Origin of the sequence: Solibacillus sp. FSL H8-0538, assembly GCF_038003525.1 — a bacterium.
GTDB lineage: Bacteria > Bacillota > Bacilli > Bacillales_A > Planococcaceae > JBBOPI01.
Map to the genome: position 1 here is coordinate 1,998,339 of NZ_JBBOPI010000001.1, position 24,122 is coordinate 2,022,460.

A 24,122-nucleotide genomic window follows, 5' to 3' on the forward strand; every position below is an offset into this window, starting at 1 on the left:
AAAAAGAGAGTAAAGCACCTTATAAAGTGTCTTACTCTCTTATGCTTTATTTTATCGGAATAACCACTTTTGCAGACTTCTCAAGTTGCTTAATTTAACCTAAAATTTCACAAATCCAGTGTCCACATATGTGATTTCACCTGTTACCGCATCAATGCTTTCGATATTTCCACCTGTTGGGGAATCCGGATAATCGATCATATAGGCAAGCTCATATACATTTTCATCGAGATCCGTTCGCTCAAATGTTAATTGCACGTTGACCCGATCGCGAGCTAGTGCATTTGCTTCATCTATAGTAATCATTGGTGGTGTCAGTTTATTTAGCTCTGCATACGGAATTTTAGGCACTGTTAAGGATAGTATTCGTGCGTACGTAAAGTCTATTATCATTTCAACTGCGTGCTCATGTAGTTGAATGTCTTTGAAATGATAGACGAAGCGAATTATTATATAACTTTCCTCGCCCCATGTAGATGGACTAAATAGTGATTTTTCAAGCAATGCTGTCGTATTTGGTGTTCGTTCTAACTTATAATTTCCGTATTCTTCTCCGACAACATATCTCAGCGCTTTAAAAGCTCGTTCATATAATTGCTCCTTCGTGTAATTATAAATAACTGGCTCTGGTACATACAAAAAATTGTAATTATCAATTATTTCATCAATTACGTCGTCTTGCACAATCGACCATGATTGTAAATGATCATCCTCGAATACTTCCACCATTGCTTGTTCATCGTCACCGACAATTAATGTATGAAGTCGTTCGGAGACAACTACATTAGGTAATTCATCATAGCCGATATTTTGTAGCTCTGGAAAATCCGATAAATATTTTATACGGCCATGTACATCGACACCAAATACATTATAATTTGGGACATAGTTATAACTCCAAGGTCGATTAGACGTTTCTAAACCAAGTACAATCAGTTGTTCCTGACGCAGTTTTTCCACTGCCTCTTCCGTTAATATCCATGTTTCAGGATAATTTACCGTATAATCATCATGAAAAAATGAAGCACTACTGAAAGTCCCGTCCTTTTGAATCGTTACATGTGCACCGCTATTCGGAAGCGCCATACCATATCGATCATCGGTTGCCTCAAAAATTGCTAAATAATTTGCATCAAAATCAACGAGCGCATCGAGTGTTAACGGTCGATCATCAAAAGTTTCAATAATTTCATAGGCAAGTGCTCGAATTTGTTCTGCAGGTACCTCTTTAGTCTCGTAATTCTGGCAATCACTCGTTTCGATTATTTCACTATTTGAATAAGTCTCATCTTCATCCTCAAAAAATGGCTCGTTATAAATATTAATACACGTTATACAACCATCTTGTTCATGCACTTCCCCCGCGACATTTTCCTCTTCATCATAGAAAAGCATAATTTCAGCATCAATTATTTTCATTTTAGTTAAAGGTATTTTTGTAAATTTCTGTAGTTTATGTAATATGTCTTTCACTCCTTATCTTTACAAATGCACTTAATTTAACCGATTCTTAAAAAAAGCACTATTGTTATAACTATGTTGATTTTTTGAAAGTAATTCAATACCAAACAAAACGCCTAAACTGAATTCAATTATTAATTCACCCTATACATGAATGTTCGTATTTTCACCCTACCTAAATAAACACTTCTACGCATATTTAATAAAACCTTTTTTAAATTGAAATGGTATGTTTTTTATTCGTATGTTAAATTTATAAATATTACCATATTTAAAGGTGGGATTTTCGTTGATTACTTTTATTTTACTAACTTTATTTGTCGTGATTAGCCCGGGAATCGATACGGCACTCGTTACAAAAACGGCGATCTCACATGGTCAGCAGGCTGGCTATAAAACAGCGCTTGGCATTACGACCGGCTCACTCGTACATACGTTAGCGGCAGCACTTGGCCTGTCTGCGATCATAATGCAGTCCGCTGTAGCGTTTAATGTGATTAAATGGGTAGGGGCGCTGTATCTAATTTACCTTGGCGTATCTGCGTTTATTCAACTTGGTCAAAAGAAGGGTGCTCAGCCGAAGAAGTTGTCTATTGGAGGGTCACCGTTTAAACAAGGGTTGCTTACGAATTTACTCAATCCAAAAGTAGCGGTATTCTTTTTAACCTTCTTACCACAGTTTGTGACGAACGAAGGCTCCGCGATAATCCAGCTACTCGCTATGGGGCTCACTTATGCTGTACTGTCAATTCTTTGGTTCATTTTGTATGTATTTTTCATTGGCTATGTGCGGGAATGGCTCATGTCACCAATCATCCAGAGCCGCATTGAAAAAGCAACTGGGATTGTGTTAATTGGATTCGGATTGAAGTTAGCGTTAGATAATTAAGGTTTAGGTTTCGCCCTAATTGATGTGGCATCCGCTCATAACGGATAGCTAGCCACTCTATTCAACAAATTATGGAACCTATTTCCTCCCTAAACGCACATAAGCTCACTATCCACACACCCACAACAACAGCTATGCTATAATAGCTTCATTAAATAGATTGTGAGGCAACAAAATGAACGGACAGCAACGAAAAGACGTCTATCCAGGACTTGAAGTGGATATTATTTTAAAAAAGGATCAGCGCACTGGGAATAAAACGCGCGGTATCGTTAAGGATTTATTAACAAATTCTTCATTTCACCCACATGGCATAAAAGTTCGCCTTACTGACGGACAAATTGGCCGCGTATGTGACGTTATAGGGAAATAAAAAAGCAATGAGCCAGCCAAATCATCAATGATTTAGCTGGCTCATTTCTTCTTAAAACCTCACAAAATCCCCTTACTCCTATTGACGTATCCACCTGCCATTTAGGTCTATTCAATACATTGTTGTAGTCTTTCATTTAATTTTTTGTAGTTAACATAAAAATCGCGTAACGGAACAGTATAATAACACCATTTATTAGTATGTTTTATATTAAATTTCTAATTCAAATTTAAAGACACACACTCTAAAAAACACCATATAATGCGCCGTTACCATGGTCCGGTGTTGCATTTTATTTTGCCCTAAATAGTGACCTATCAATGTGAATGTGTGTCCGTCTCTGCTTCTGAATCGCCTACATATACATAAAATCTACTAATTTTTTCTTGTTCAATATATTCATCTAAATAAATAAAGTCATCAAATTGAACTAGTGCTCTATTTAGCAATTGTTCGTACCGTTGATTGGCTAGTTCTTCATAAATAAATTCCGTATCTTCGGCAATAAGCATTGGATTTGTTGATTGAATCAATGCATCCACAATCATTGATATTTGTATTCCTTCAGGGGTTTGTCTAAACTTTTCTTCCCCTGTGTAAACAATGGTTTCTACTTCATGTGCAATGCCAATCGCCGTAAGATAGCCATCTTCCGTTACTACTCCAGTTAGTTGATTGGTTGAATTAACAAGGGTAAAAAAGACCAAACCATATAATTGATTATACTCATTTATCGGACTTTTTTCTAAGTTATTCCCTGATTGCTGAACCTGCTTATAGGTTTCATACACTTCATCGTAGACAGTATTATAGGCATTAATAAATTCTTCTACTGTTAGCCTTAATGTTGGTTCTAGTTCAATTTTCTCTTCTGCTATTTCATCCGTAATTACCGTGCGCTCATCTACTGTATTGCTTTTAGTTGGCAACTCACTATTCGATACACCTTTGTCCACTTCTTTGTTCGTTTCATCGGTTTGAGTAACTTCATCACTACACCCCATCAGCAAAATCAATATCGAAAACTGTAATATCGCTCTCACTTCAGCCCTCCTTGAATCGAATAAGTACAATAATACGCTCTTTCCTATATATGCCACATAGACTGAATCATGAAACTTTCATGTAAACCTAATTTGGACTTCCGGCGCTTAAAATAAAAGTGTTCAAAACTGAATATACTGAAGAAACTCTTCGATGGAGGTTTTGTATGATGGTTAGTTTAAAGTTCAGCTTAATGATTATGGTTTTGGTTTTCTTTGGTACGGTTATAGGAGGGGGATTGGCAAAATTTATCAGCACTACTTTAAGAGGAAATTCTAGATATTTACTACTTTTTTGCGGTGGTATTTTGGCTGGATTATTACTGTTGGATTTAATTCCTGAATCGATACATACATACAAGCCGATTGGTATAGTATTAGGTGTAACGATTGGAATCATTTTTATGTTACTTTTACATATCGCTACCCAAAACATAAAAATGTTCCGTGTTGACCAATCTACAAATTATCTTTTATTATTCGTTGCACTCCTTTTCCATGGCATACCAACAGGAATTGCGCTAGGCATGAGTTATCAAAATGAACAATTCCAAAATCCTTCTTTACTTCTGGCAATATTATTTCATCATGTGCCTGAGGGAATGACAATGATGGTAGCGGTATTAATATCGAAATTCAAACTAAAAACCTTTTTTCTACTAAGTTTGTTACTCTCATTTTCCATTATGGTTACAACATTTATTGGTAGCTTTATAAATTCGGACAACTTAAGATTGTATACGTTGTTCTTAGGTGCAGCCATTGGAACGTTGAGTTATATAACTTTTTATGAAATTTTATGGAAAGAATTAAAGAGTTCTTTTACTGTTAAGTTGATTGCATTCGCACTAAGTGGCATGTTATTTTACTATTTTTACCACATTACTGTATTTCAGCATTAACGATGTGGTTTTAACAATCGGTAAGTTTTAATCAGTTATCAACAAAATTATTTAACAGCCAATGAAAAAAACACCCTCGCAGTTGAAAGGTGTTTTAATCTAAGCAAAATAATTTTATTTAGTTACTTCAGTTGCTTCCGTTACATCTGAAGCTTCTGTTACTTCCGTTGCTTCAGTCGTTGTTTCCGTTACTTCAGTAGCTTCTGTTGCTTCTGTTGCTTCCGTTTCTTTTGGCTTTGTATTTACAACATCCAAACACCACTGAAACTCTTCCCAAGCCATATTCCAACCTCTGAAATATTCTTCTGAATCATCCCATTTAACTAGGAAGCTAATTACATCATCATTTTTAGCAATCGATAATGTTAAACTTGCTCCAACTCGATCACTCACAAGAACAATTCGGCCTTGTTCATTGAATTTTTCTTCAAGATTATCCTTGTCCGTAAACGAACGGCTTTGTGCCACCTCGAACAGTGTATTGTTTAAAACTTTATACTTTTGGTTTTGCATTGTTTTCCCAACTTCCATTAATAATTTACTGCCTCTATCTATTTTACATTGCTTTTTAGAAAAAATCGTCATTTTTCTTTTTTTCTTATGTCAAAACTTTGTGCATTTACTTATGAATAACGCTTTTTTAACAACAATCTTATCTTACTCCAAATTGAAAAAAGTATTTATAATTTTGTTAATTGTTTAAAACTTAAACTGAAGATACTTATGCATCATACAAGAATGCTTTTTCTTTTTCAAGCCCCTGAAAATCGTTCTAACCGAAATGCTATCCTTTTCTTACATACAAATCATATTATAAACGCACACTTAATTTAAAAAAGAAATACAATAATAGCCAAAATTAATATTATCATTGCTAATAGGAAACGAACAAATACACTTCATATATTTTCAATATCCTCTGCCCTTTACATCGCTTTTCTAAAATCGAGCACACTAATAATTATTAAAATGGAAATTATGATTAAAATTATTATTTTCAAATACAACCTCACCTATCCTTTACACCTTAAACAAATAGCTATGATTCTCGTTAAGTAAAATTGCCCGCTAATAGAATTACTAAATGCTTGCTAGCTAATCCTACTAAACTATGACGATCTTCTTCCTACGTTATTCTGGATATTTTAGTGTATTGTTATCTATGTATATGGCATGTTCAATTTTTGAATTGACTGCACCTGTCCAATGGATGATACTCGAATTAAACATTAAAAAAGACACAACTCGCCCAAAATAGGGGGAGTTGATGTCCTTACTATTGTGAATAAGAAAATTATCTTTTTTTCCACAAACAAAGCAGGTAGAGAACAATGTTTTATTTTTCTCTACCTGCTTCTGTATGGAAAATAGTACTTTTCGCTCTATTATGCTTGTGAATTTACCAGTATTTTGATGTGATTCTTTTCTTTCATTAATACTTCGAAGCCTTCTGTTACTACCTCATCAAGCCCGATACGCTTTGTCACAAGCTTGTCCGCTGGGAAATATCCTTTTGTCATTAATTCCATCACAGCTGGGAAAATGTCACGATAGGCTATAATTCCTTTTACTGTACGCTCTAAAAGTACGATATTGTTCGGTTGAATGGAAGCTTCTGATTCCCAAATAGAAACGATGATTGTCTCCCCTTCAAAGCTTGTAGAATCAATAGCTTGTTTTAACACGATTGGTACGCCTGTCACTTCAAATGCAACATCGACGCCACCATTTGTTAACTCATGAAGTCGAACTACGGCATCTTCATTTTTTGGATTAATGACTGCTGTCGCGCCTAATTCAATTGCTTTTGCAGCGCGCTCTTCTGAAAGCTCTACCGCATATATTTCAGATGCTCCAGCTGCTCGAAGCGCTTCGATAACGAGTAGACCAATCGGACCTGTTCCAAAAACAGCCGCTTTGTCCCCAGCCTTTAGTTTACTTTGACGAACTGCGTGTAATGCTACCGCTGCAGGCTCTACAAGAGCACCTTGTTCGTATGAAAGCCCTTCAGGCATTTTGTGAACCATTTTTTCGTCCACCATTGTATACTCGGAAAAGCCACCACCGCCACCAGAAAGACCGTGGAATCCTAGATGCTTACAAATGTTATACTTCCCTTTCTTACAAGCAGCACATTCACCACAAGCAAGAATTGGCTCCACCACAACAGGATCTCCTACTTGCACTTTTGTAACACCTTCGCCAATCTCTACTACTTCGCCAGAAAACTCATGTCCCATAACAATTGGCGCAATATCCTTACTTACATAGTGAGGTTGTTCAACGGGAATAAATATAGGGCCAGCTGCATATTCATGCAAATCACTACCGCATATACCTGTCCAATGCACTTTAATTTTCACTTTTCCAGGTGCAATAACTGGCTCTTCCATTGTTTCTACTCGTATATCCCCTGCTTTATACCATCTTGCTGCTTTCATAATAATACAACCTCCTCAACTTTAGTCTTACAACTCTCATTATAACATGTGGTAAATATGGAATATATTTGTGGTGTTAATTTTATATTAAATTAAAAAAATATTAACTCATAAATTTCTTCCATTCCGTTTTATTCTAGATTTTAGTATAATGAGCTTTTTCCATAGAAAGAACCCCGAATAGGAACTTTTTAAAGTGTCCACTATTCAGGGTCCAGTTCAACTTCAAAAGGTGTTTTTATCTGCCCTATATTTGCGGTTAAGAGCCATTAACTCTGTGTTTGCATATAAACTTCTTCAAACGGCTGAACAATGACAAACCCGTTTCCTTCAAATCTCATTTGAATTGATTCTCCACTGCCTCTTCCAATAAAGGTTTTTAGTGAAATATCTGTTTGAAACTCAGGTTGAAGGTTTCCTGACCATGCTACTGTTGCGTTTGGATCTGTAATAATTGGGTTTCCTGGTGTAACACGTAATGTCAGTGGTTCATAATGGGCTGCAATGGCAATCATACCTGTTCCTTCACACCGAACATTAAACAAACCACCTGCCACCATGCTTACTACTTTTCTCATAAGCTTAATATTGTGTTTAATAGATGGCTCGAATGCAAGTAGGTCATTACCATTTACATAAATTGCTTCGTTCTGTAAATGTAGAATAATGATTTTTTTCCCACTGTCAGCAAGATATAATTTCCCTTGCCCACTTGCTTTCATGAGGGCCGCCCCTTCACCAGTCAAAGCCTTTTTGAACATAGCCCCAATCCCATGCTCTAAAACACCTTCTCGTTCAAACTTAATCCTTCCATTATAAGCGACCATTGAACCAGCCTTTGCCCAAACGAGTCCATCAAGATTCACCTCCAGCAGACGCGGTGTCTCTAATTCAAAAAATCCTTCCCCCTTATCAACCTGTTCCGTGTTTTTAATAAATTCTGCAATCGAGTATCGATTCATGCTACACACCCCTCTATTTTTTAACATATACGGAAAAGCAAGCAACTATGCTTCAAAATAATCCGGTTCAATGAATCTAAGCCTCTTCATCTCATATAGCAACTATAAGCCGCTGAAAGAAAAGCACTATTAAAGCAATAAATATTGAAAATGTTGAATTTAATAAATAGGTAATCATCGCTGCGGGAATCGCATATACCTGCGTGATGAGTAGCTTCCAAGAGGCGCCTCATAGCCAAGAGATGAGGGAGTATTGATGGCGATAAGTACAACAACATTAGAAAGACACAACTCGCCCAAAATAGGGCGAGTTGATGTCCTTACCTATGTGAATGGGAAAGTTATACTTTCTTATCCACAAATATATAAATAGCGGTAAACGTGTTTTATTCATAATTCTCGCCTCCCCCAAGTTCTAGTGCATGAACATTTCTTAATCATTTAATAACACGGAAATCCCTTTTAATATTGGCACCCACAGCTCTTTTTGAATGGCTGATTCAAAAATTTCTACGCTATAGCGTTGGCGTTCTAAAAAGTTAGCGAAAAAGGTAGGCGTTCTTGTTCCATTTGCTACAATAATGCCACTCGCCTCCTCTACAATTTCAAAATCCTTTACAGCAATTGTTGGCGAAAATCGGTACGTAACATTTTCTATATCTAAAATCATTTCCTTAAAAATACTTTTCTTGTCCATAACTGGCGCAATTTTAATGCTCCCCATAGGACGTCCAGACGCATCAGTAATAACGTAAACAATATGAAAAGGCTTCTTTTTATAGCGTTTTATTACCCCTTCAAATTTCACTATGCCCTCATGTAAAAACGTAAACTGTGGGTTAATGGCAAGCTTTGTTTTCACAATGACAGAAGTTTGCGACATTTTTTCTGTAATTCTTTCGTCTCGAAGCGCTAGCATTTTACGTTCCATTGGATAAATATACACTACCTGCATCGTACCATCTCTCCTCACTGCTAATAATTTTGACCTTTAGTTATGTATCCCATTTAACTATAGTACGTTCCGGAATGTATTTGGTTTCATTTATATTTTTTACCTTAATTTACAACAAAAATCTATTTGCTTTTGGCAAATAGATTTAAATTATTAATTCAGTTCCATCTGTTCAATATGAGACACTACTTCGTCAAATGTAATATCCGGGTTGTTAATAATGACTCCGTATTGCAGTCCTTCTTCTTCCCACTGAATGAAACGGAAGCTACCCATGTCCATTTTCAAGCCTTTAATACCACGTACCATTATTTCTTGTTCCGAAAGTTCTGCAGTAGAAATTTCTACTTGCGAAGTGTCTCTTTTTACAAGCGTCAATGTTAGAGCCGGCACGTCATCCATGACATATTCAAATGAAAACTCTGGACGCTCCGCTACGTTTACATTTGTTACCGACAATAATTTTATCGCATCTTCGTTAAATTGTAAGAAGCTACCGAATACCGCCTTTGCCTCTTCTATTGTCGATGGATTCAAACTGTAGTCTTCATCATCAATTGTTTCAATCGTCGCATCTGCAGGAAGTTCTAGCTCAAACTGTGCGTCATCAATATTGGCATCAAAATCAATCTTTGTATACTCCGTGATCATCGTAACATCTGCACTTGTGGTAATCGTCTTTAATGTAATCCATGTTTTTTTATCAATCCACAGCTCCATATCACCAATGAACCCATTTGCCTTCTCAGCCTTTGCGACGATGTGATAGCTATCGCGGCCAGCAATTTTCTCTTCACTTGCAATTGATATGTTATGTGTGTCCTGCACCATGTCTAGCAGTAACTGTGCCTGTTCTCTTGGTGACGGTGATGTATTTGAAGTAAGCGCATCCTTGTTCATTTCATAAATTATCGCGCTATTTTCTACTGTGTCATATGTTGTTACAGTGCGACCATCATTAACTGTAATAAAATGCTCGTCATACATGCCTATCATGTCAATGCGGCGCTTGCCTTCCTTCACCCATTCCATAACGGTAGCATTGTCCTCAGCACCACCGAAATCCATTTCGTACTCGCCGTAATACGTTGTTGCCGCTACAGTTTCTTGCATCGCCTGGTCAATAATTTCCTGCGGGGAATACGATGAATCAGACGTATTGCACCCAGTTAGTGAAAACGTGAAAGCGGCTACTACCGCTGCTAAATATATAATTTTTTTTATGTTCATTGTGATCGTCTCCTTAATGTTGCGGTAACCAGCAAATAACAATGGTTCCACTATTTTTTTGTGACACGACTGAAATTGTTCCCTCATGTTTTTCTATAATACGTTTTGCAATACTTAGCCCGAGCCCTGAGCCGCGCTGTCCGGCCTTACTACGAGCACAATCTACTTGATATAGGGGATCAAATAGACGCGAAGCATGCTCTTTATCAATTCCTTCGCCACTGTTTTGTACAATGATATACAGTCCATCCTGTTTTGTGAGCGCCTCTTTGACAAACGGCTCACACCAAGATGGATAGCTGTTTTGGAAAGCAGCAATGCCAATAAACCCGCCCGCTTCTGTATAGGACCACGCATTGGACACTAAATTATCCATGACGCGCATTAGTTGCTTCGGATGTACAGAAAAGTCACCTGTCACGTTCTGTGAAACTTCTACTTGAAAGCCCTTTTCCTTACAAACGGTCTCATAATCGGACAGCAGCATTTCGAAAAATTCCTCACCATCTACTGTTGTTAAATCAAGCGCATAGCTTGGAGATTGTAACAGTGTATACATTGTTAAATCATCTAATAGCTGCTTCATATAGTCCGATTTATTCGAGATGACCTGTAAATACTCACGCTGTTCCTGCTCGCTCAAATCACCTTGACGCAAGCTTTCTGTGTAGGCTTGAATTGATGTGAGCGGGGTTTTTAAGTCATGTGAAAGACTAGCGATCATGAACTCCTTTTGCTGCTGCTCGGCGTTTAGTTGCTGCCGCGTTTCTTCAATTTCCTGTCGCATTGAACAGAAGCTTTTTGCTAGTTCTCCAATTTCATCACTCTTATCATGAAGCTGCGAATCCAGTGTTTCTCCTTTAGCAAAGGCCCGCATTTGCGCCATTAGCTGTTTCGCTGGGTTGTTTAACCGGCGATTTAGTAAATACACGATGAGTGCGTAAAAAACGGCAAGCATTACACTAATAGCTATGGCCACAAAATACGTGCGGTTTTTGACGTTTTCCATCCAATCCGTGCGCAAAAAAGTAATTTCGTAAACGCCGACAAGCTGGCTACCAACATACACGGGTTCTTTGTACACATACTTTTGATAATTTTGCTTTAGCTCATATAAATCTTTCAGCATAAGCTTTTTCGTTTGGAAGCTTGTAGACGTTGTGACGAGCGGGTTGGAGGAATAAAGAATTAGCCCGGTATCCGTATAGAGCGTAATACTTTGCTGCTCATTGACGATTGGGGACAAATTTTTATAATTAGCCCCTTTTTCAAAAAGTGTTGGCTCACTGACAATTTTTTTCAGCGCAGAAAGCTCAGTCCATTGCTCGACATATTCCGCCACATGTTTGTCTTGGTAATAAGCATTGATCGATAAATACAGACCATACACTGCGCCAACTGGAAGTAACATAACAAGTAAATAGGTCAGCAACAGCCATGTTTTAATTTTCATAACGGTTCACCGATGAAGCGGTAGCCCTTACCCCAAATCGTTTGAATGAAGTGTGGTGTTTTCACCGGATCTTGCAGTTTCTCACGCAGGCCCTTTATATGCACCGTCACGGTATTTGTATCTTCTAACTCAAGCTGCTGCCAAACTTGTGCGTAAAGTGTCTCTTTGGTAAAGAGCTGATGTGGATTTTGGGCGAGTAGCTTGAGCAGTGCATATTCTTTTTGCGTCAAGTTAATTTCCTCGCCTTCTAAAAACAACTGCTCCTTGTCAAAGTCAGCCGTTAGCCCGTGCTGAAACTGGACTTTTGCAGATGTATTTTCCTTATTGTTATACCGTTTCCAACGGCGTAAATGACTCGCAACCCGTGCCTTTAATTCCTCTAAGGAAAACGGCTTCGCTAAATAATCGTCAGCTCCCTGCAAGCCTTCTACCTTATCCGCATCCTCTTTGCGCGCGCTAATCATAATGATCGGCACCTCGCTCTCATAGCGAATGCTTTCACATAGCTTCAAACCGTCCATCTCCGGCAACATCCAATCAACAAGCACAAGTTCAAATGATCCTGCTTGGAAATCCTCTAGCCCTTCAAGCCCCGTCGTCGCCCACGTCACAGTGTAGCCCTCTTTTGTCAGCGTATCTTTAATAATGCGCGCAATTTCCGCATCATCCTCAACCAGTAGTAACTGTTCCATTAGCTTCTCCCCCTACTGATATACTATCAGCCCGTTCATCATTCTTTCGAAACTTTATGAATTCTTTATAATTTACGATAACGGAAAAATTTGTGGAGAAATAGTGGAAATTCCAATTTCAAGGGAAAATAGATTTTTTCCAATTAAAAAAAAGCTTTTAAATGGTATTTCTTCACCATCTACAAGCCTTCATTTTACAAGCCTATTATTATTTGTTAAATTTACTGAACAAACAACATATTTCCTAAAGGAGCTGGAGACTTTCATGAAGCTCATTATTGCAAGTAATCGACAACTCCCAATTCGGCATTATCAAGAACCCTTCTGTCAAATTCAGCGAGGCTTCCGTAGTCCATCTCATATCACATTGCCATTCTTTGTAGAAATTCAAGCATCTGATCCCGTACGCTCGGCGACAATTTACATTGAAGAAGTGAAGCGCCAATATTTATCTTCTGAATTTGAAATTTTTTGCTTTGACCAAGATGTTTTACTTCCATTACAACAATACTTTCGAATCGGGCTTGTTGTTAACGAGGTGCTCTGTTTGACTTTTAACACTCGGTAAAAAAAGATTCGAAAATTCGCATCGCAAAACAACATCCAATAATGCGCTGTTGCAAAATCAGATGGTGCATTCTGCTGCTAGCTTTCTGTCTCTAACTCTGCATCTACGGCTAGGTCTTCATTTTCTGATTCGAAAAAAAATTGTAAATATTCTTTAGGATTGGCCTTTACAAATTCATGTCATAGCTTTCTTTGTTTAACAATACATATTTATGGTTAATATTACATCCGCCAATCGCATCCACATTGCCCGTTGGCGTAAGTATAAATCCCAACCTCCATAAGTCATCGTCACTTTACTAAGTCACCATCATTAGAGCCTCTCCCATTGTTTGTATGACCGTTTCTTTAACAATCATTGTTGGATAGCCTACACTATTTCCATCTAAATCTATCAATTATTTTCTTCTCAAACGATAAATAGAAAAACTCGGTAGAAGACAACAGATCCTAATAATAGCTCCGCTACAAAATAAATCCGCAGAGCATTATATGTTTTTATTAATTATTGCGAATTGTGTATGCGTTCGGTGCAAAAAATAGTGAATAGAATTTCAATTCGTTTTGTTATTTTCGGTGGAATAGCTATACGACATATCCATAATTAAGTGACAAAACCCGAAATATCGCTTATTTAAAAATATGTCGTAGGTTCATTTCGTCAATTTCACTTTTGGTGAATTTTATTTTGAACATATTTTCTAACTTTTTAAAATTGTCATAAAATTGTTTTTATTCACACTTAAAAAATACTCAAACAAAAAACAGGATATGATAAACTAAATATGTAATAAAAAGGTTTTTTAAGGTAGGAATATACTTATAAAAAATGAGGGATATAACTTGAAAACTACTAAATCTTTATTGGTAAAAATCATGTTCTTTATACTGTCTGTAACACTGTTAACAACTACTGCTATGGGGTGGCTGAATTATAAAACATCTAAAGATATTATTATTAACTCATTACAAGATAATGCCGAAAGTCAAGTTGATATTCATGCCTCTCAGCTAGGAACGTGGCTTCAAACAAGGCAATCTGAGATGGAAGTAATGGCCAACGTCGATTTAGTTCGCTTCGGACAGCAGGAAGATATTTTAAAGTATTTTGTAGAAGAAAGAAAACGAATGAGTGGAACCTATTCTTCGATTAGTATTGGGGATACGAAAGGTAATCTAACGCTCGATTCTGGAATAACGATTGACATTGGTAGTGAGACTACTTTTCCAGATGTAATGGCTGGTACATCAATTATTTCTGAGCCATTTGTAGATAAAGCTGATGCCAATAATTTGATTATTTCTTTTGAAGTACCTGTGTTTGATGAAAATCAAAATGTAAAAGGTCTTGTAAGTGGTGGCTCCCCTATTAATAAAGTGTTTGAAGAAACAACGAACTTTAAAATAGGGAAAACGGATACTGTATATGTTTTCCAAAGTGATGGATTAATCATTCATCATCCAGACGAAACAAAGGTTTTAAAAGAAAATCTACTAGAATCGGCCAGCCCTGAAATGAAAAAACTAACATCAGAAATGATTCAAAACGGACAGGGCTTTTCACAAGTCGACATCAATGGCGATGAACGAATGCTCTTTTACTCAACTGTACCGAACACAACTTGGACTATGGCTGTAGATGTTCCTTTGAAGGAATTCACATCACAACTAACGCCATTATTAATGATCACAGTTGTCTCTGGCGTGGCAGCGCTCCTTCTTAACGGATTCATTTTACTTCTCCTTTTACGAAAGATGACGAATCGAATTCGTAAAGTAGCTACTATGGCAGAAAAGATTGCAGAAGGTCACTTGTCTTTTGAAAAAGTTGAAGATTCAGGGAATGATGAAGTAAGTCATTTAGCCAATGCGGTAAATCAAATGGCAATTAATTTACGAGAGTTACTCATGAATGTCAATCATGTAACCGAACAAGTAACCGTTGCATCTAATGATTTCATCCAGGGTGTTGGACGGGCTTCAGAAGCTTCCGGAGCAATCACAAGTTCATCTCAGAAAGTATCATCTGCCACGGAGCTTCAATTACAAGCCATTCAGCAAAATACAGAAGCCATCGATCAAATGGCAATTGGTATTCAAAGAGTTGCATCGTCTTCTTTTGATGTTTCTGAGGCTACAACTAGGACGGAACAAGAAGCCGTTCAAGGGAATCATAGTATTTCCATCGTTGTCAAACAAATGGATAACATTTACAAATCTGTTCATAAATCTAGTAATGTCGTTCAATTGCTAGCCAACCGTTCAAAAGAAATTGGCGAGATTTCTGGCATCATTACAAGTATTTCTGATCAAACGAACTTGTTAGCACTAAACGCAGCGATTGAAGCAGCTCGGGCTGGGGAACATGGAAAAGGCTTTGCCATTGTGGCAGAAGAAGTACGCAAGCTAGCAGAGCAATCTAAAAACTCGGCTGATAAAATTTCAAATTTAATTTCTGACATACAAGTAAATACAGAAGAAGCTGTCCAAGTGATGACAGCTGGCGCACAAGATGTTCAAGACGGGAAAGAACTTATCAACCAAGCAGGTGAAACGTTTAATAACATTCTTATAGCGATCAAACAAGTTTCTGATCAAATTCAAGAGGTTTCATCTTCATCAGAACAACTATCTGCCTCAACAGAAGAGATTAGTGCTTCATCTGTCGAAATGTTAGTAATTGCCAATCAGTCTGCCCAGAACGCAAATACCGTTACTACACAATCTGGTTCTCAACTATCTGTGATTGAGGATATGATGAATTCTACAGATGCTTTAAATGATATGGTCATTGAATTACAAAAAGCGATGAGTAAATTTACGTTTTAACGGCATTCTTTGACGGGTACCCTTAACTTTTAATCTCGAACTAAACATAGCAAAACGCTCCGCAGCAGAATGCATCTGCCGCAGAGCGTTTTTTTGCTTTTATTAATTGTTATGAATTGTATGTCCAGTTGATGCAAAGAATCGCCCTCTTATTCTACACTCTCTAAATGTGCTTTCAACACGCCACTTACTTCGGCCAATTCTGCTTCATCTAGTATGTAGTACCAATAGGTGTCGATTCTTTTCCCTTCGCCGTGTTCAAATTGCAGTTGTTCGATATCCTTATTCAATTTCCCGTACAGCTTTTGTAGGTCCATCAGTTGCGTTGTGGAGAAATTCATTTTAACATTATCGCCAAGCACTTCAAAAATATCATTTAGCTGAAGAAACATTTTCGGATTTTTCGCCTCTGCAAATAGCGCTTCGAGCAATTGTTTTTGTCTGATTTGTCTGCCGAAATCACCACGTGGGTCCTCGTAACGAATGCGTGAAAAGACAAGCGCTTCTTCCCCGCCTAACGAAATTTCCCCTTTTGGAAAATGATACGTACGATGCGTTAAATCTAGATCATTTTTCACATCAATGCCGTCAACAACGTCAATAATGGATAAAAACCCCTCCATATTCACCGCAACATAGTGATCAATTGGAATCGACAGCATGTTTTCCACAGTTGCAACTGACATGGCGATACCGCCTCGCGTATAGGCATGATTGATCTTTTCAGTAGTATTATTACCGATAATTTCAACGCGGGAATCTCTCGGAATACTAAGCATTTTAATTGTTCCTAAAGCAGGATTAACTGTAGCCACAATCATCGTATCTGTTCGACCTGAGTCATTTTCACGTTCATCAATGCCTAAAAGAAGGATAGAAAACGGATCTTCCTGAAGGGCTTTACCTGACGTTTCTTTACTAGGAACAGCTGCATTTACTTGCGGTTCATTCATTTTATTTAATGCCTTTTTAAACGAATAAACATTGAAACTCGCAAAAAAGACGATTGCTAATACGACAATGACAATAGAGGAGATCATGATTTTTTTCTTCTTGGCTTTCATTCGTCTCTCCACTCGGCTTGATTTGCTCTCCATAAATTCACCCCTTCATAATCCGCTAAAATGATACTATAATTATTCTTATATATAACTATTCAGTATTTAAAACTCATATCCTTCTAATTATTAGGTTATGATTAAATATATCTTCACCTTTTTTAACTAGAATGAATATGTAATAATTTCAGGAGTCCATTATCAAACAAATAACTTATGATAATGGTACTTACTAATATGCTTGCAAATAATTTCCTAGATAAAACTTCACCTACCTAGAAAATTAATCTTGCTTCACGCTTCCCGAAAAATCTCATAATCAATGTGCAAAAAAGGAATACCGAAAATATGCATTTTATGTACGGCGGTTAAATGTATTGGTGATTGCTCCTCTATTATAAAATGCTCGTGAATGGGTAATTTAAAGACAGCTTTTTTAAAAGCTAAATACGTACCTGCATCCCCGCTAGCATTACTAGTTAAATGAAGTTTTCCGTCCTCTTCATATAAACTTAAAATGCCTGTCATCGCTGAAAAGGGCAGTGGTAAAGCTATATTCATATATGTTTTATCAGATGTGTGTTGTGAATAGATGGCGGTAAATACGGTTTCATCCCCTATTTTCCGAATCCATGCACGAGGAGTACTGCGCCCATCTATTGCAGCATCTACTGCAACCATTACACCCGTCATTTCAACCCGCTGCCGCCCAAGCGGTAAATTAATTTGCTTGATGATGTTACTGATTCCTTTATATATGAACGCAAAAAGCTTAAACCATTTGTGCCACTGTACACTTGCATGCAATGTATAGGAATTCGTCTGCTCATAAAAATGGGCAATGCTCTTAGGTAAATTACCTGTTTCACAATAATCAGATAGTCGATCAACAAGGCCTAAATTTGTTTTTTTAGATAGCGGAAGCTTCCCGCGAATTTGACTCACTGGGAAATCAAAGGGACGCTGTGTTGTTTCAGGTGTTTGGATTGCCCACGCAAGCATTGTTAGCACGCCAAAGAAAATACAATTAATCCAACCATGAAACGCCAACATATCGGGAATAGACACAATATGCATTCCATTCAAGTTGCCAAATGCATAGAGCAATGACCATAATATCGAAACACATAGCGCAACAATCGATAAACGAAGGCAAAAGCCCTGTACTCGAGATAAATGAGTACGCAACGTCAGGATGAGTAATGTATAAATTGCTACAATATATAACAATACGGACACGATTTCAATGATCCTTGAGAATGTAATGCCCACTGCGACAAGCGGTAAACCTGCCATCATTAGAATCGCAACTGGCATATACCATTTACTTTGACTAATTCGCCCAAATAGCCCGACTGATACATTCAATAAAAATCCTGAGTAATGAAAGTGAATCGCCGTTAACCACGTAATGATCGGTGAAAAACCTGTATCAATCCCTGCAGTGTAGGCAAAAAACCATAGTCCTCCAATTAGCATATAAACAAACGCTACATCAATAGTAATTTCAGCTATATTCGTAAAACCCCGACGTAAAAACCGTTTGATCCCAATAAGCGCTATTATCAGAGTTGATAGCACGTAAACTCCTGCACAAATAATCGTAAACAACCCGTTTGGCCAAATCATCATACCTGTTATCGCAACCATTCCAGCAGCAATGATCACCTTCTCATATAGCTTCACCGTAACGACACATTGCAACACAGTTGGTACAAACAACAGCTGCGCCACCGTCAAATATAGAACATATCGCGGACCCGTATTAAAGAAATAGCAAAGGATTAGTAAGATGCAGCCTAAAAGCGTTAATCCATTACAAAGGTTTTTCCGTAAATTGTCCTGCATACATGACTAACCTCCCAAACATGGGGTTATGTATTGATACATGAATCGTGAATACTTCCTTCACATCATCAAAGCCTTCTTCTACAATGACACGCCCTTCTAATTTTTTGGGAATCGGCAATTCTTTTCCCCCTAATACAAATCGTTGTACACTCGACCGAATAAGCAAGCGGCCTTCCTGTGTAACATTAAATTGTAAATCAGAATAGAATAGAGACGGGTCCCCTAAATAGTCCTGCACAACTCCTTTTACTGGATCAATCGTCATTGTCGCATCAAATTTACGAGTCTTTTCGTCAAAATACAACGTTCGCTCCCATAGCACCTTACACCCACCATTCTCTTGCATGACAGTTGTATTGCGAATTGTAAAGGGAATCGCTTCCCCACTCTCTGGAAACAAAAAGTTCACCCTACTTGCGAGCATATAAAAAGGCTTCAACAGCTTGGACCCCGTTGCCACTTACTGCATGACACCTGTTGCATAAAAGGGCTTATCCACAGGTAACTCATATCTATGTTGGAGCATCGGGTGAAGGCACTCAAAATCATCTCCTAATAATGTTTGATAAATGGTCATGCACTATGTCCTCGCTTTCGTTTACACTTCTTTGCAGTCGGTAAATCTTTACTCTCCAAAAAACCAAAAATTGATAATACCCATAGCGCTGCATTGAATGTAACCGGGTTAAATGCAGCTGTGGCAACGTGGATATTTGAATAGACAGCGCGTAATGTTAAAATTGGGAAAACAACGATTTGAAGCAAAAATAATGGCCTTTTCCAAATTGGTAGTAACCATAGAAAAGCGAAGGCGATTTCAGCAACTCCTACTAAATAAACCATCGTTTGTACTGCATCTTGCGGCATCCAGCTTACGTTTGAAAATAGCTTGAGCTCTTCCTCATGCATGAACAGCACTTTTGGTACAAGTCCGTGATAAAACCATACGAAGAAAAATAGCATAATAGTCAAAACAGAAATGACAAGGCGCCGATACTGTGACGCTGGTAACTCGCCACGCTCAATCCATCTTTTCAATACATCAAAACTTAGCGCCGTCGCCCAGCCCATCTGTGGTTTGAACAGACAGTCGAATAAACGACCTAATTTCCCATAACGGATATCATAATCATACTGCGTTAGAAATGTGACGCCCTCTTGATGAGGAATATACTTCCAATAGCCTTTTCCTTCTGCAATCGGTGAAATTCTCTGGTCTGTTCCAAAATGCAATGCTGAAGTTCTCGTACCATTATTTTTATGATGTGTGCCTGTACTTTTTCCCCAGCCTTCTACCGTAATGCCTGGTATGACTTTTGTTTTATAAGTAAATGTTTGTAGTGAATATTCACTATTTTTACCATTATATGTAATCTATGAAAAGCGCAAATCCCACTGCTCATGTAAACGCGGATTTTGGGTATAATCCCAAACCTCTTCAATCGGTGCATGCATCTCAATTTCAACGTATATCGGTTTCTTTTTCATGCTATCTCCTATACTAGTAAGTTTCGTAAAATTAAATAGTTTTTTAAGAATTAATCCCCCCCGCCGCCATCACTTCCTCCATCACTACCATCCCCGCAACTATCCATCAAACCGCACATGTCAAAAAGAAGATCACCTGCATCGACAAATAGATTATCCTCGATTTCAGTAATCTGTGTAGCCGTATAAAGCTGGGCGGCAATGAGTAGTGTATTTTCGTATTTCGGATTGGCCTTTAATAACGTAACAATTTCTTCGTGTAGCGCAAATAATTTAGGAAAGTCATCCTTTTTAAAGTTTGCTAATGCCAGTAAACAGATGACCGCATAATGCCGATCCTGTAATTTCACATTTAGTTGCTGGATAAGCTGTGCTAACTCACGTATACGATCACATAACTTTGCATCGAATGTCCCCCGTATAATAGTCAGCATCAATGTCACATGTTGTAACTGATCACCACGTTTAAAATCTTTTCTCAGCGTGCTGTAATAATGCTCGGTAGCTTCAGCAAGTTGCTCTGGCATTTCTTCTCTTGCGGATAACATTGCAGTCAATTGCAGTGTAGGAGATGCAAACTTATTACTGGATTGCTGTTTAAGCGCACGAGATGTTGCATCCATTTTTTTCGCATGTCCTGCATTCTTTATGTATAGCGCTGCCAAATAGCTTTGTACAGATCGACGAAAGCCAACATCTTTTAGTAATTTTTCAGTAGCAAACAGGTCAGCTACTGCGGTATGTTTATTAGTTGCTGTTACGAGATGCACGTAATAGCTATTCGTAATACTCATATTCATACGTGGTAACTGATACCATTTCGTCTGTTGTTTGATTGCTTGCTGGACTTGTTCATATGCTTCAAAATGAAACCGGTGACCCCGAATCGTTAGCTGCGTAGCCATGGTTCTTTTAAATGGGGCAGCGTTTGTACCGAAAAAGAGTCCAATTTTCTCTAAATTGTCACGAAAAAGTGATATGATTTCCTTCATTGTCTTCCCCCTACCTTTTGGCATTTAATGTATATACGCAATGCAACCCCTTTAGTTTCAATTTTCCGCTTTTTTAATTTTCTACTTTCCTTAGACGAACTACTTTTTCAGCTCCAACGCATTCTTAAGTGCATAATTTATAGAGCTACCTTAATGGATGGATGGTTTGTTAAACTCCACAAAATGCTCGTCATTCAATCCTCTGCATCTATAGTTCTAATTAGTAGTATATCCTTGTTATTTTACCTAGATGTAAATTTGAAAATTCCTGTGTCATATTCCCTATTTCTAAGTTATCACGATTGCATTATATTAAGTCTATCGCTTTTTTAGTTGACCTGTTACTCTCGATGAAAAATTCCATCTAAAGTAGCCTGTTTTTTCTATATAGAAGGCATTTAATTTATAGAGTGCAACATTTTTCTCTCCACTTTTTCTCTACCTTTCTCTATACTTAAAGTAGAAGATGCCGGAACAGAGAGAGCCATGCGTAAACGAATATTCATTCTCGAACAAGAAATACAAGCAGCGATGAAAGAAACAAAAGATGCCCGAATGTATCGACGCTACCAAGCCATTTGCATGATGCTAGAAGGCGAGTCTTATGAAAAAATCAGCTCATACACAGGGTTATCACCTGCTACCATTTTTAATTATCGAAATGCTTACTATGAGAAAGGCTTAGCGGGTCTTGAACGAAAACTTGCCACGGGTCGTCCGAAGTTTTTAACACCTGAACAAGAGCAACAGGTATATTAAACCGTTGTCGAACGCACGCCTGTGGATGTTGGTTTTCCCATGGAAATGAATTGGACAGCACCGTTAGTTCGCAAATGGATTCAACAAACGTTTCAAGTCAAGTACTCCGACCGCGGTACACGTGATTTACTCTATCGCCTAAACTTAAGCTATACGAGACCAACCTATACACCGGAAAAAACCGATGTAGCCAAACAGGAAGCGTTCAAAGAAGCATTTGAAACAGTAAAAAAAGCTCCTTAACGGACAGATGTTTGAAGATGAGTCCATGATTCGCGATTATCAAGTGATTTCGAACACTTGGTTTGCGAAAGGAAAACAAAAAAGATTCCTACATACGGTCGTCATCAAGGCGTGAAACTGATTGGTGTACTAGATTATGAAACAGGCGAAGTATTTTGCATACAGGAGGAACAGTATACAGCCGTTGAATTCTTAGCCTTTCTTAAAAAAATGTGGCGAAATACCTAGGCAAACGGATTGAGATGGTATTAGATAATGCCCGTATTCATCATGCGAAGCTGCTTCAGCCGTTTCTAGACGCGTATCGAGATGTCTTGACACTGATGTTCCTGCCTCCGTATAGCCCTGAATTGAATATAATTGAGGGTATATGGAAATGGCTGAATGCAACAGTAATTCAAAATGTATTTTTTCATAACGTTCAACAAATACGTAAAGCGGTTCAGGCATTTTTTCGCCAGATCAATAATTCGCCTGAGATTATGGTAGAGATCTTTGTCTGTAACTATAAATATTTATCGCCGTATATATAGTTAGAATTAGTGATTCCTATATAAAAAAGGGTTGAAGCGTTTTACAACACTAGAAGAGATGGAGACACCCTATGAAAAAACAACCGACAGTCATTTTAATATTCAGCTTCCTTTCATTAATTATTATTGGGACGTGTTTACTGAAATTACCCTTTGCTGTTGAATCCACTCAGTCGATTGGCTGGTTGGATGCTATATTTACCGCTACCTCAGCTGTTTGTGTGACAGGATTAGTCGTCGTTGATACAGCGGATACCTTTTCATTATTCGGAGAAATCATTATTATCACCCTCATTCAACTGGGTGGACTTGGATCTATGACAGTCGCTTCGTTTATATTTTTACTTTTTGGGCGTTCTATTTCCTTTAAAGAAAAACTTATTTTGAGAGAAGCGTTTAACTTAGATTCGATGAATGAAATTTCACGGCTTATTAAACGGATTGTCATATATGCTATTACAATTGAAAGTATTGGCGCTCTATTATTAACGAGTCGTTTCATTCAAGATATGCCATTTTCAAAAGCAATTTATTATGGCATTTTTCATTCCGTTTCAAATTTTAACAACGCCGGGTTTGATCTATTCGGTCAATTTCGAAGCTTAACATCCTATGTAAATGATCCCGTTGTATCATTAACAATTATGTCCCTCATTATTTTAGGTGGGCTTGGATTTCTTGTATTGGATGATCTCGTGCTTTATAAACTTCGACGCACCCTTTCTCTACATTCTAAAATTGTGTTAAGTATGACTGGGTTTCTCATTACAATTGGGACGCTGGCGATTTTATTTTTTGAATGGAGTAATACGGAAACCATTGGGACCTTTTCTCTGCCCGAAAAAATATTAGCAGCACTTTTTCATAGCGTCACTCCGAGAACAGCGGGAGCGAACACTTTGCTCATGGATGAACTGACGATTCCAACGCTTGCAATTACCATTGTGTTAATGTTTATTGGGGCAGGTTCAGGTTCTACGGCAAGTGGCGTTAAAGTATCCACCGTTGCCATATTAGCTGCAACCGTTTGGAGCCAATTAAAAGGTGAGCCCGAAACGATTTTATTTAAACGTGCGATATCCACAGAGCTTATTTTAAAATCCTTTACACTCGTAAGTTGCAGTGCTTTGTGGGTTTTCTGCGTAACGATTGTTTTAAGTATCACTACAGATGGCTACCCGTTTATCGTCTATTTATTCGAAGCAACTTCTGCTTTTGGTACAGTCGGATTGTCATTAGGACTTACACCTCATTTAACCGATGTCAGTCAGTGGATGATTATTGCGACAATGTTTATTGGACGAATTGGTACATTAACGATTCTCTTTGTCCTGTTACAAAAGAAAAAAAATAGTTACCGTCATCCATCCGGTACGATTTATATTGGCTAAAGGAGAGAAC

20 protein-coding genes and 1 pseudogene are annotated in these 24,122 nt (G+C 37.8%); 7 read left to right on the top strand and 14 right to left on the bottom strand.

The features are described 5' to 3' along the window. Nucleotides 1–99: 99 nt before the first annotated feature. Nucleotides 100–1,473, bottom strand: coding sequence for a hypothetical protein (locus tag MHH87_RS09430; RefSeq protein ID WP_340749056.1), 1,374 nt, complete (start codon nt 1,471–1,473; stop codon nt 100–102). Nucleotides 1,474–1,750: 277 nt separating this feature from the next. Here MHH87_RS09430 and MHH87_RS09435 point away from each other — a divergent pair, with 277 nt between their 5' ends. Beyond that, nucleotides 1,751–2,350 (top strand): LysE family translocator, encoded by a 600-nt coding sequence (locus MHH87_RS09435; protein WP_340749057.1) that lies wholly within the window; start codon nt 1,751–1,753, stop codon nt 2,348–2,350. 175 nt (nt 2,351–2,525) lie between these two features. Further along, nucleotides 2,526–2,723 (top strand): YwbE family protein, encoded by a 198-nt coding sequence (locus MHH87_RS09440; protein WP_340749058.1) that lies wholly within the window; start codon nt 2,526–2,528, stop codon nt 2,721–2,723. Nucleotides 2,724–3,040: 317 nt separating this feature from the next. On the opposite strand, the gene MHH87_RS09445 is transcribed toward MHH87_RS09440, so the two are convergent. After that, nucleotides 3,041–3,766, bottom strand: a complete 726-nt coding sequence (locus tag MHH87_RS09445; RefSeq protein WP_340749059.1) for a hypothetical protein — start codon at nt 3,764–3,766, stop codon at nt 3,041–3,043. A 167-nt stretch (nt 3,767–3,933) separates the two neighbouring features. Here MHH87_RS09445 and MHH87_RS09450 point away from each other — a divergent pair, with 167 nt between their 5' ends. Next, complete coding sequence (locus MHH87_RS09450) at nt 3,934–4,668, top strand: ZIP family metal transporter (RefSeq protein ID WP_340749060.1); 735 nt, start codon at nt 3,934–3,936, stop codon at nt 4,666–4,668. A gap of 114 nt (nt 4,669–4,782) precedes the next feature. Here the strand turns inward: MHH87_RS09450 and MHH87_RS09455 are convergent, their stop codons facing one another. From MHH87_RS09455 to MHH87_RS09485, 7 genes are all read right to left on the bottom strand, one after another. Further along, entirely contained in the window at nt 4,783–5,253 is a 471-nt protein-coding gene (locus tag MHH87_RS09455) for a homoserine dehydrogenase (RefSeq protein ID WP_340749061.1), read from the bottom strand. An 800-nt stretch (nt 5,254–6,053) separates the two neighbouring features. After that, on the bottom strand, nt 6,054–7,109 hold the full coding sequence (locus tag MHH87_RS09460; RefSeq protein WP_340749062.1) for a 2,3-butanediol dehydrogenase: 1,056 nt from the start codon (nt 7,107–7,109) through the stop codon (nt 6,054–6,056). A gap of 269 nt (nt 7,110–7,378) precedes the next feature. Next, complete coding sequence (locus tag MHH87_RS09465; protein WP_340749063.1) at nt 7,379–8,071, bottom strand: AIM24 family protein; 693 nt, start codon at nt 8,069–8,071, stop codon at nt 7,379–7,381. 433 nt (nt 8,072–8,504) lie between these two features. Further along, nucleotides 8,505–9,026, bottom strand: a complete 522-nt coding sequence (locus MHH87_RS09470) for a hypothetical protein (RefSeq protein WP_340749064.1) — start codon at nt 9,024–9,026, stop codon at nt 8,505–8,507. A 153-nt stretch (nt 9,027–9,179) separates the two neighbouring features. Further along, nucleotides 9,180–10,256, bottom strand: coding sequence for a LolA family protein (locus tag MHH87_RS09475; protein WP_340749065.1), 1,077 nt, complete (start codon nt 10,254–10,256; stop codon nt 9,180–9,182). A 13-nt stretch (nt 10,257–10,269) separates the two neighbouring features. Continuing rightward, nucleotides 10,270–11,709: a sensor histidine kinase gene (locus MHH87_RS09480; protein WP_340749066.1), complete on the bottom strand. Its 1,440-nt coding sequence runs from the start codon at nt 11,707–11,709 to the stop codon at nt 10,270–10,272. Further along, a complete protein-coding gene (locus tag MHH87_RS09485) occupies nt 11,706–12,401 on the bottom strand; it encodes a response regulator transcription factor (protein ID WP_340749067.1) in 696 nt (231 codons plus the stop codon). The genes MHH87_RS09480 and MHH87_RS09485 overlap by 4 nt, the downstream gene beginning before the upstream one ends. A 265-nt stretch (nt 12,402–12,666) precedes the next feature. On the opposite strand from MHH87_RS09485, the gene MHH87_RS09490 reads away from it, so the two are divergent. Both MHH87_RS09490 and MHH87_RS09495 read left to right on the top strand, forming a co-directional pair. Beyond that, the gene (locus tag MHH87_RS09490) at nt 12,667–12,969 is read left to right on the top strand and encodes a hypothetical protein (protein ID WP_340749068.1); all 303 of its coding nucleotides are present in this window, start codon (nt 12,667–12,669) and stop codon (nt 12,967–12,969) included. A gap of 842 nt (nt 12,970–13,811) precedes the next feature. After that, nucleotides 13,812–15,797: a methyl-accepting chemotaxis protein gene (locus MHH87_RS09495; RefSeq protein ID WP_340749069.1), complete on the top strand. Its 1,986-nt coding sequence runs from the start codon at nt 13,812–13,814 to the stop codon at nt 15,795–15,797. Between the two features lie 149 nt (nt 15,798–15,946). Here MHH87_RS09495 and MHH87_RS09500 read toward each other — a convergent pair whose 3' ends face one another. The 5 genes from MHH87_RS09500 to MHH87_RS09520 form a co-directional block, all read right to left on the bottom strand. Beyond that, nucleotides 15,947–16,894, bottom strand: a complete 948-nt coding sequence (locus tag MHH87_RS09500) for an LCP family glycopolymer transferase (protein ID WP_340749070.1) — start codon at nt 16,892–16,894, stop codon at nt 15,947–15,949. A gap of 255 nt (nt 16,895–17,149) precedes the next feature. Continuing rightward, on the bottom strand, nt 17,150–18,703 hold the full coding sequence (locus MHH87_RS09505) for a YndJ family protein (RefSeq protein ID WP_340749071.1): 1,554 nt from the start codon (nt 18,701–18,703) through the stop codon (nt 17,150–17,152). Then, nucleotides 18,672–19,106 carry a DUF4166 domain-containing protein gene (locus MHH87_RS09510; RefSeq protein WP_340749072.1) on the bottom strand — a complete coding sequence of 145 codons (435 nt, stop codon included), beginning with the start codon at nt 19,104–19,106 and terminating at the stop codon, nt 18,672–18,674. The genes MHH87_RS09505 and MHH87_RS09510 overlap by 32 nt, the downstream gene beginning before the upstream one ends. Before the next feature lie 173 nt (nt 19,107–19,279). Further along, the gene (locus tag MHH87_RS09515; protein WP_340749073.1) at nt 19,280–19,939 is read right to left on the bottom strand and encodes a DoxX-like family protein; all 660 of its coding nucleotides are present in this window, start codon (nt 19,937–19,939) and stop codon (nt 19,280–19,282) included. 305 nt (nt 19,940–20,244) lie between these two features. Beyond that, nucleotides 20,245–21,186, bottom strand: a complete 942-nt coding sequence (locus tag MHH87_RS09520; RefSeq protein ID WP_340749074.1) for a DUF4003 family protein — start codon at nt 21,184–21,186, stop codon at nt 20,245–20,247. 486 nt (nt 21,187–21,672) lie between these two features. Between MHH87_RS09520 and MHH87_RS09525 the strand changes: the two are divergent. Next, nucleotides 21,673–22,721: pseudogene (locus tag MHH87_RS09525) on the top strand (IS630 family transposase). Between the two features lie 71 nt (nt 22,722–22,792). Then, nucleotides 22,793–24,112 carry a TrkH family potassium uptake protein gene (locus MHH87_RS09530; RefSeq protein ID WP_340749075.1) on the top strand — a complete coding sequence of 440 codons (1,320 nt, stop codon included), beginning with the start codon at nt 22,793–22,795 and terminating at the stop codon, nt 24,110–24,112. Nucleotides 24,113–24,122: the final 10 nt, after the last annotated feature.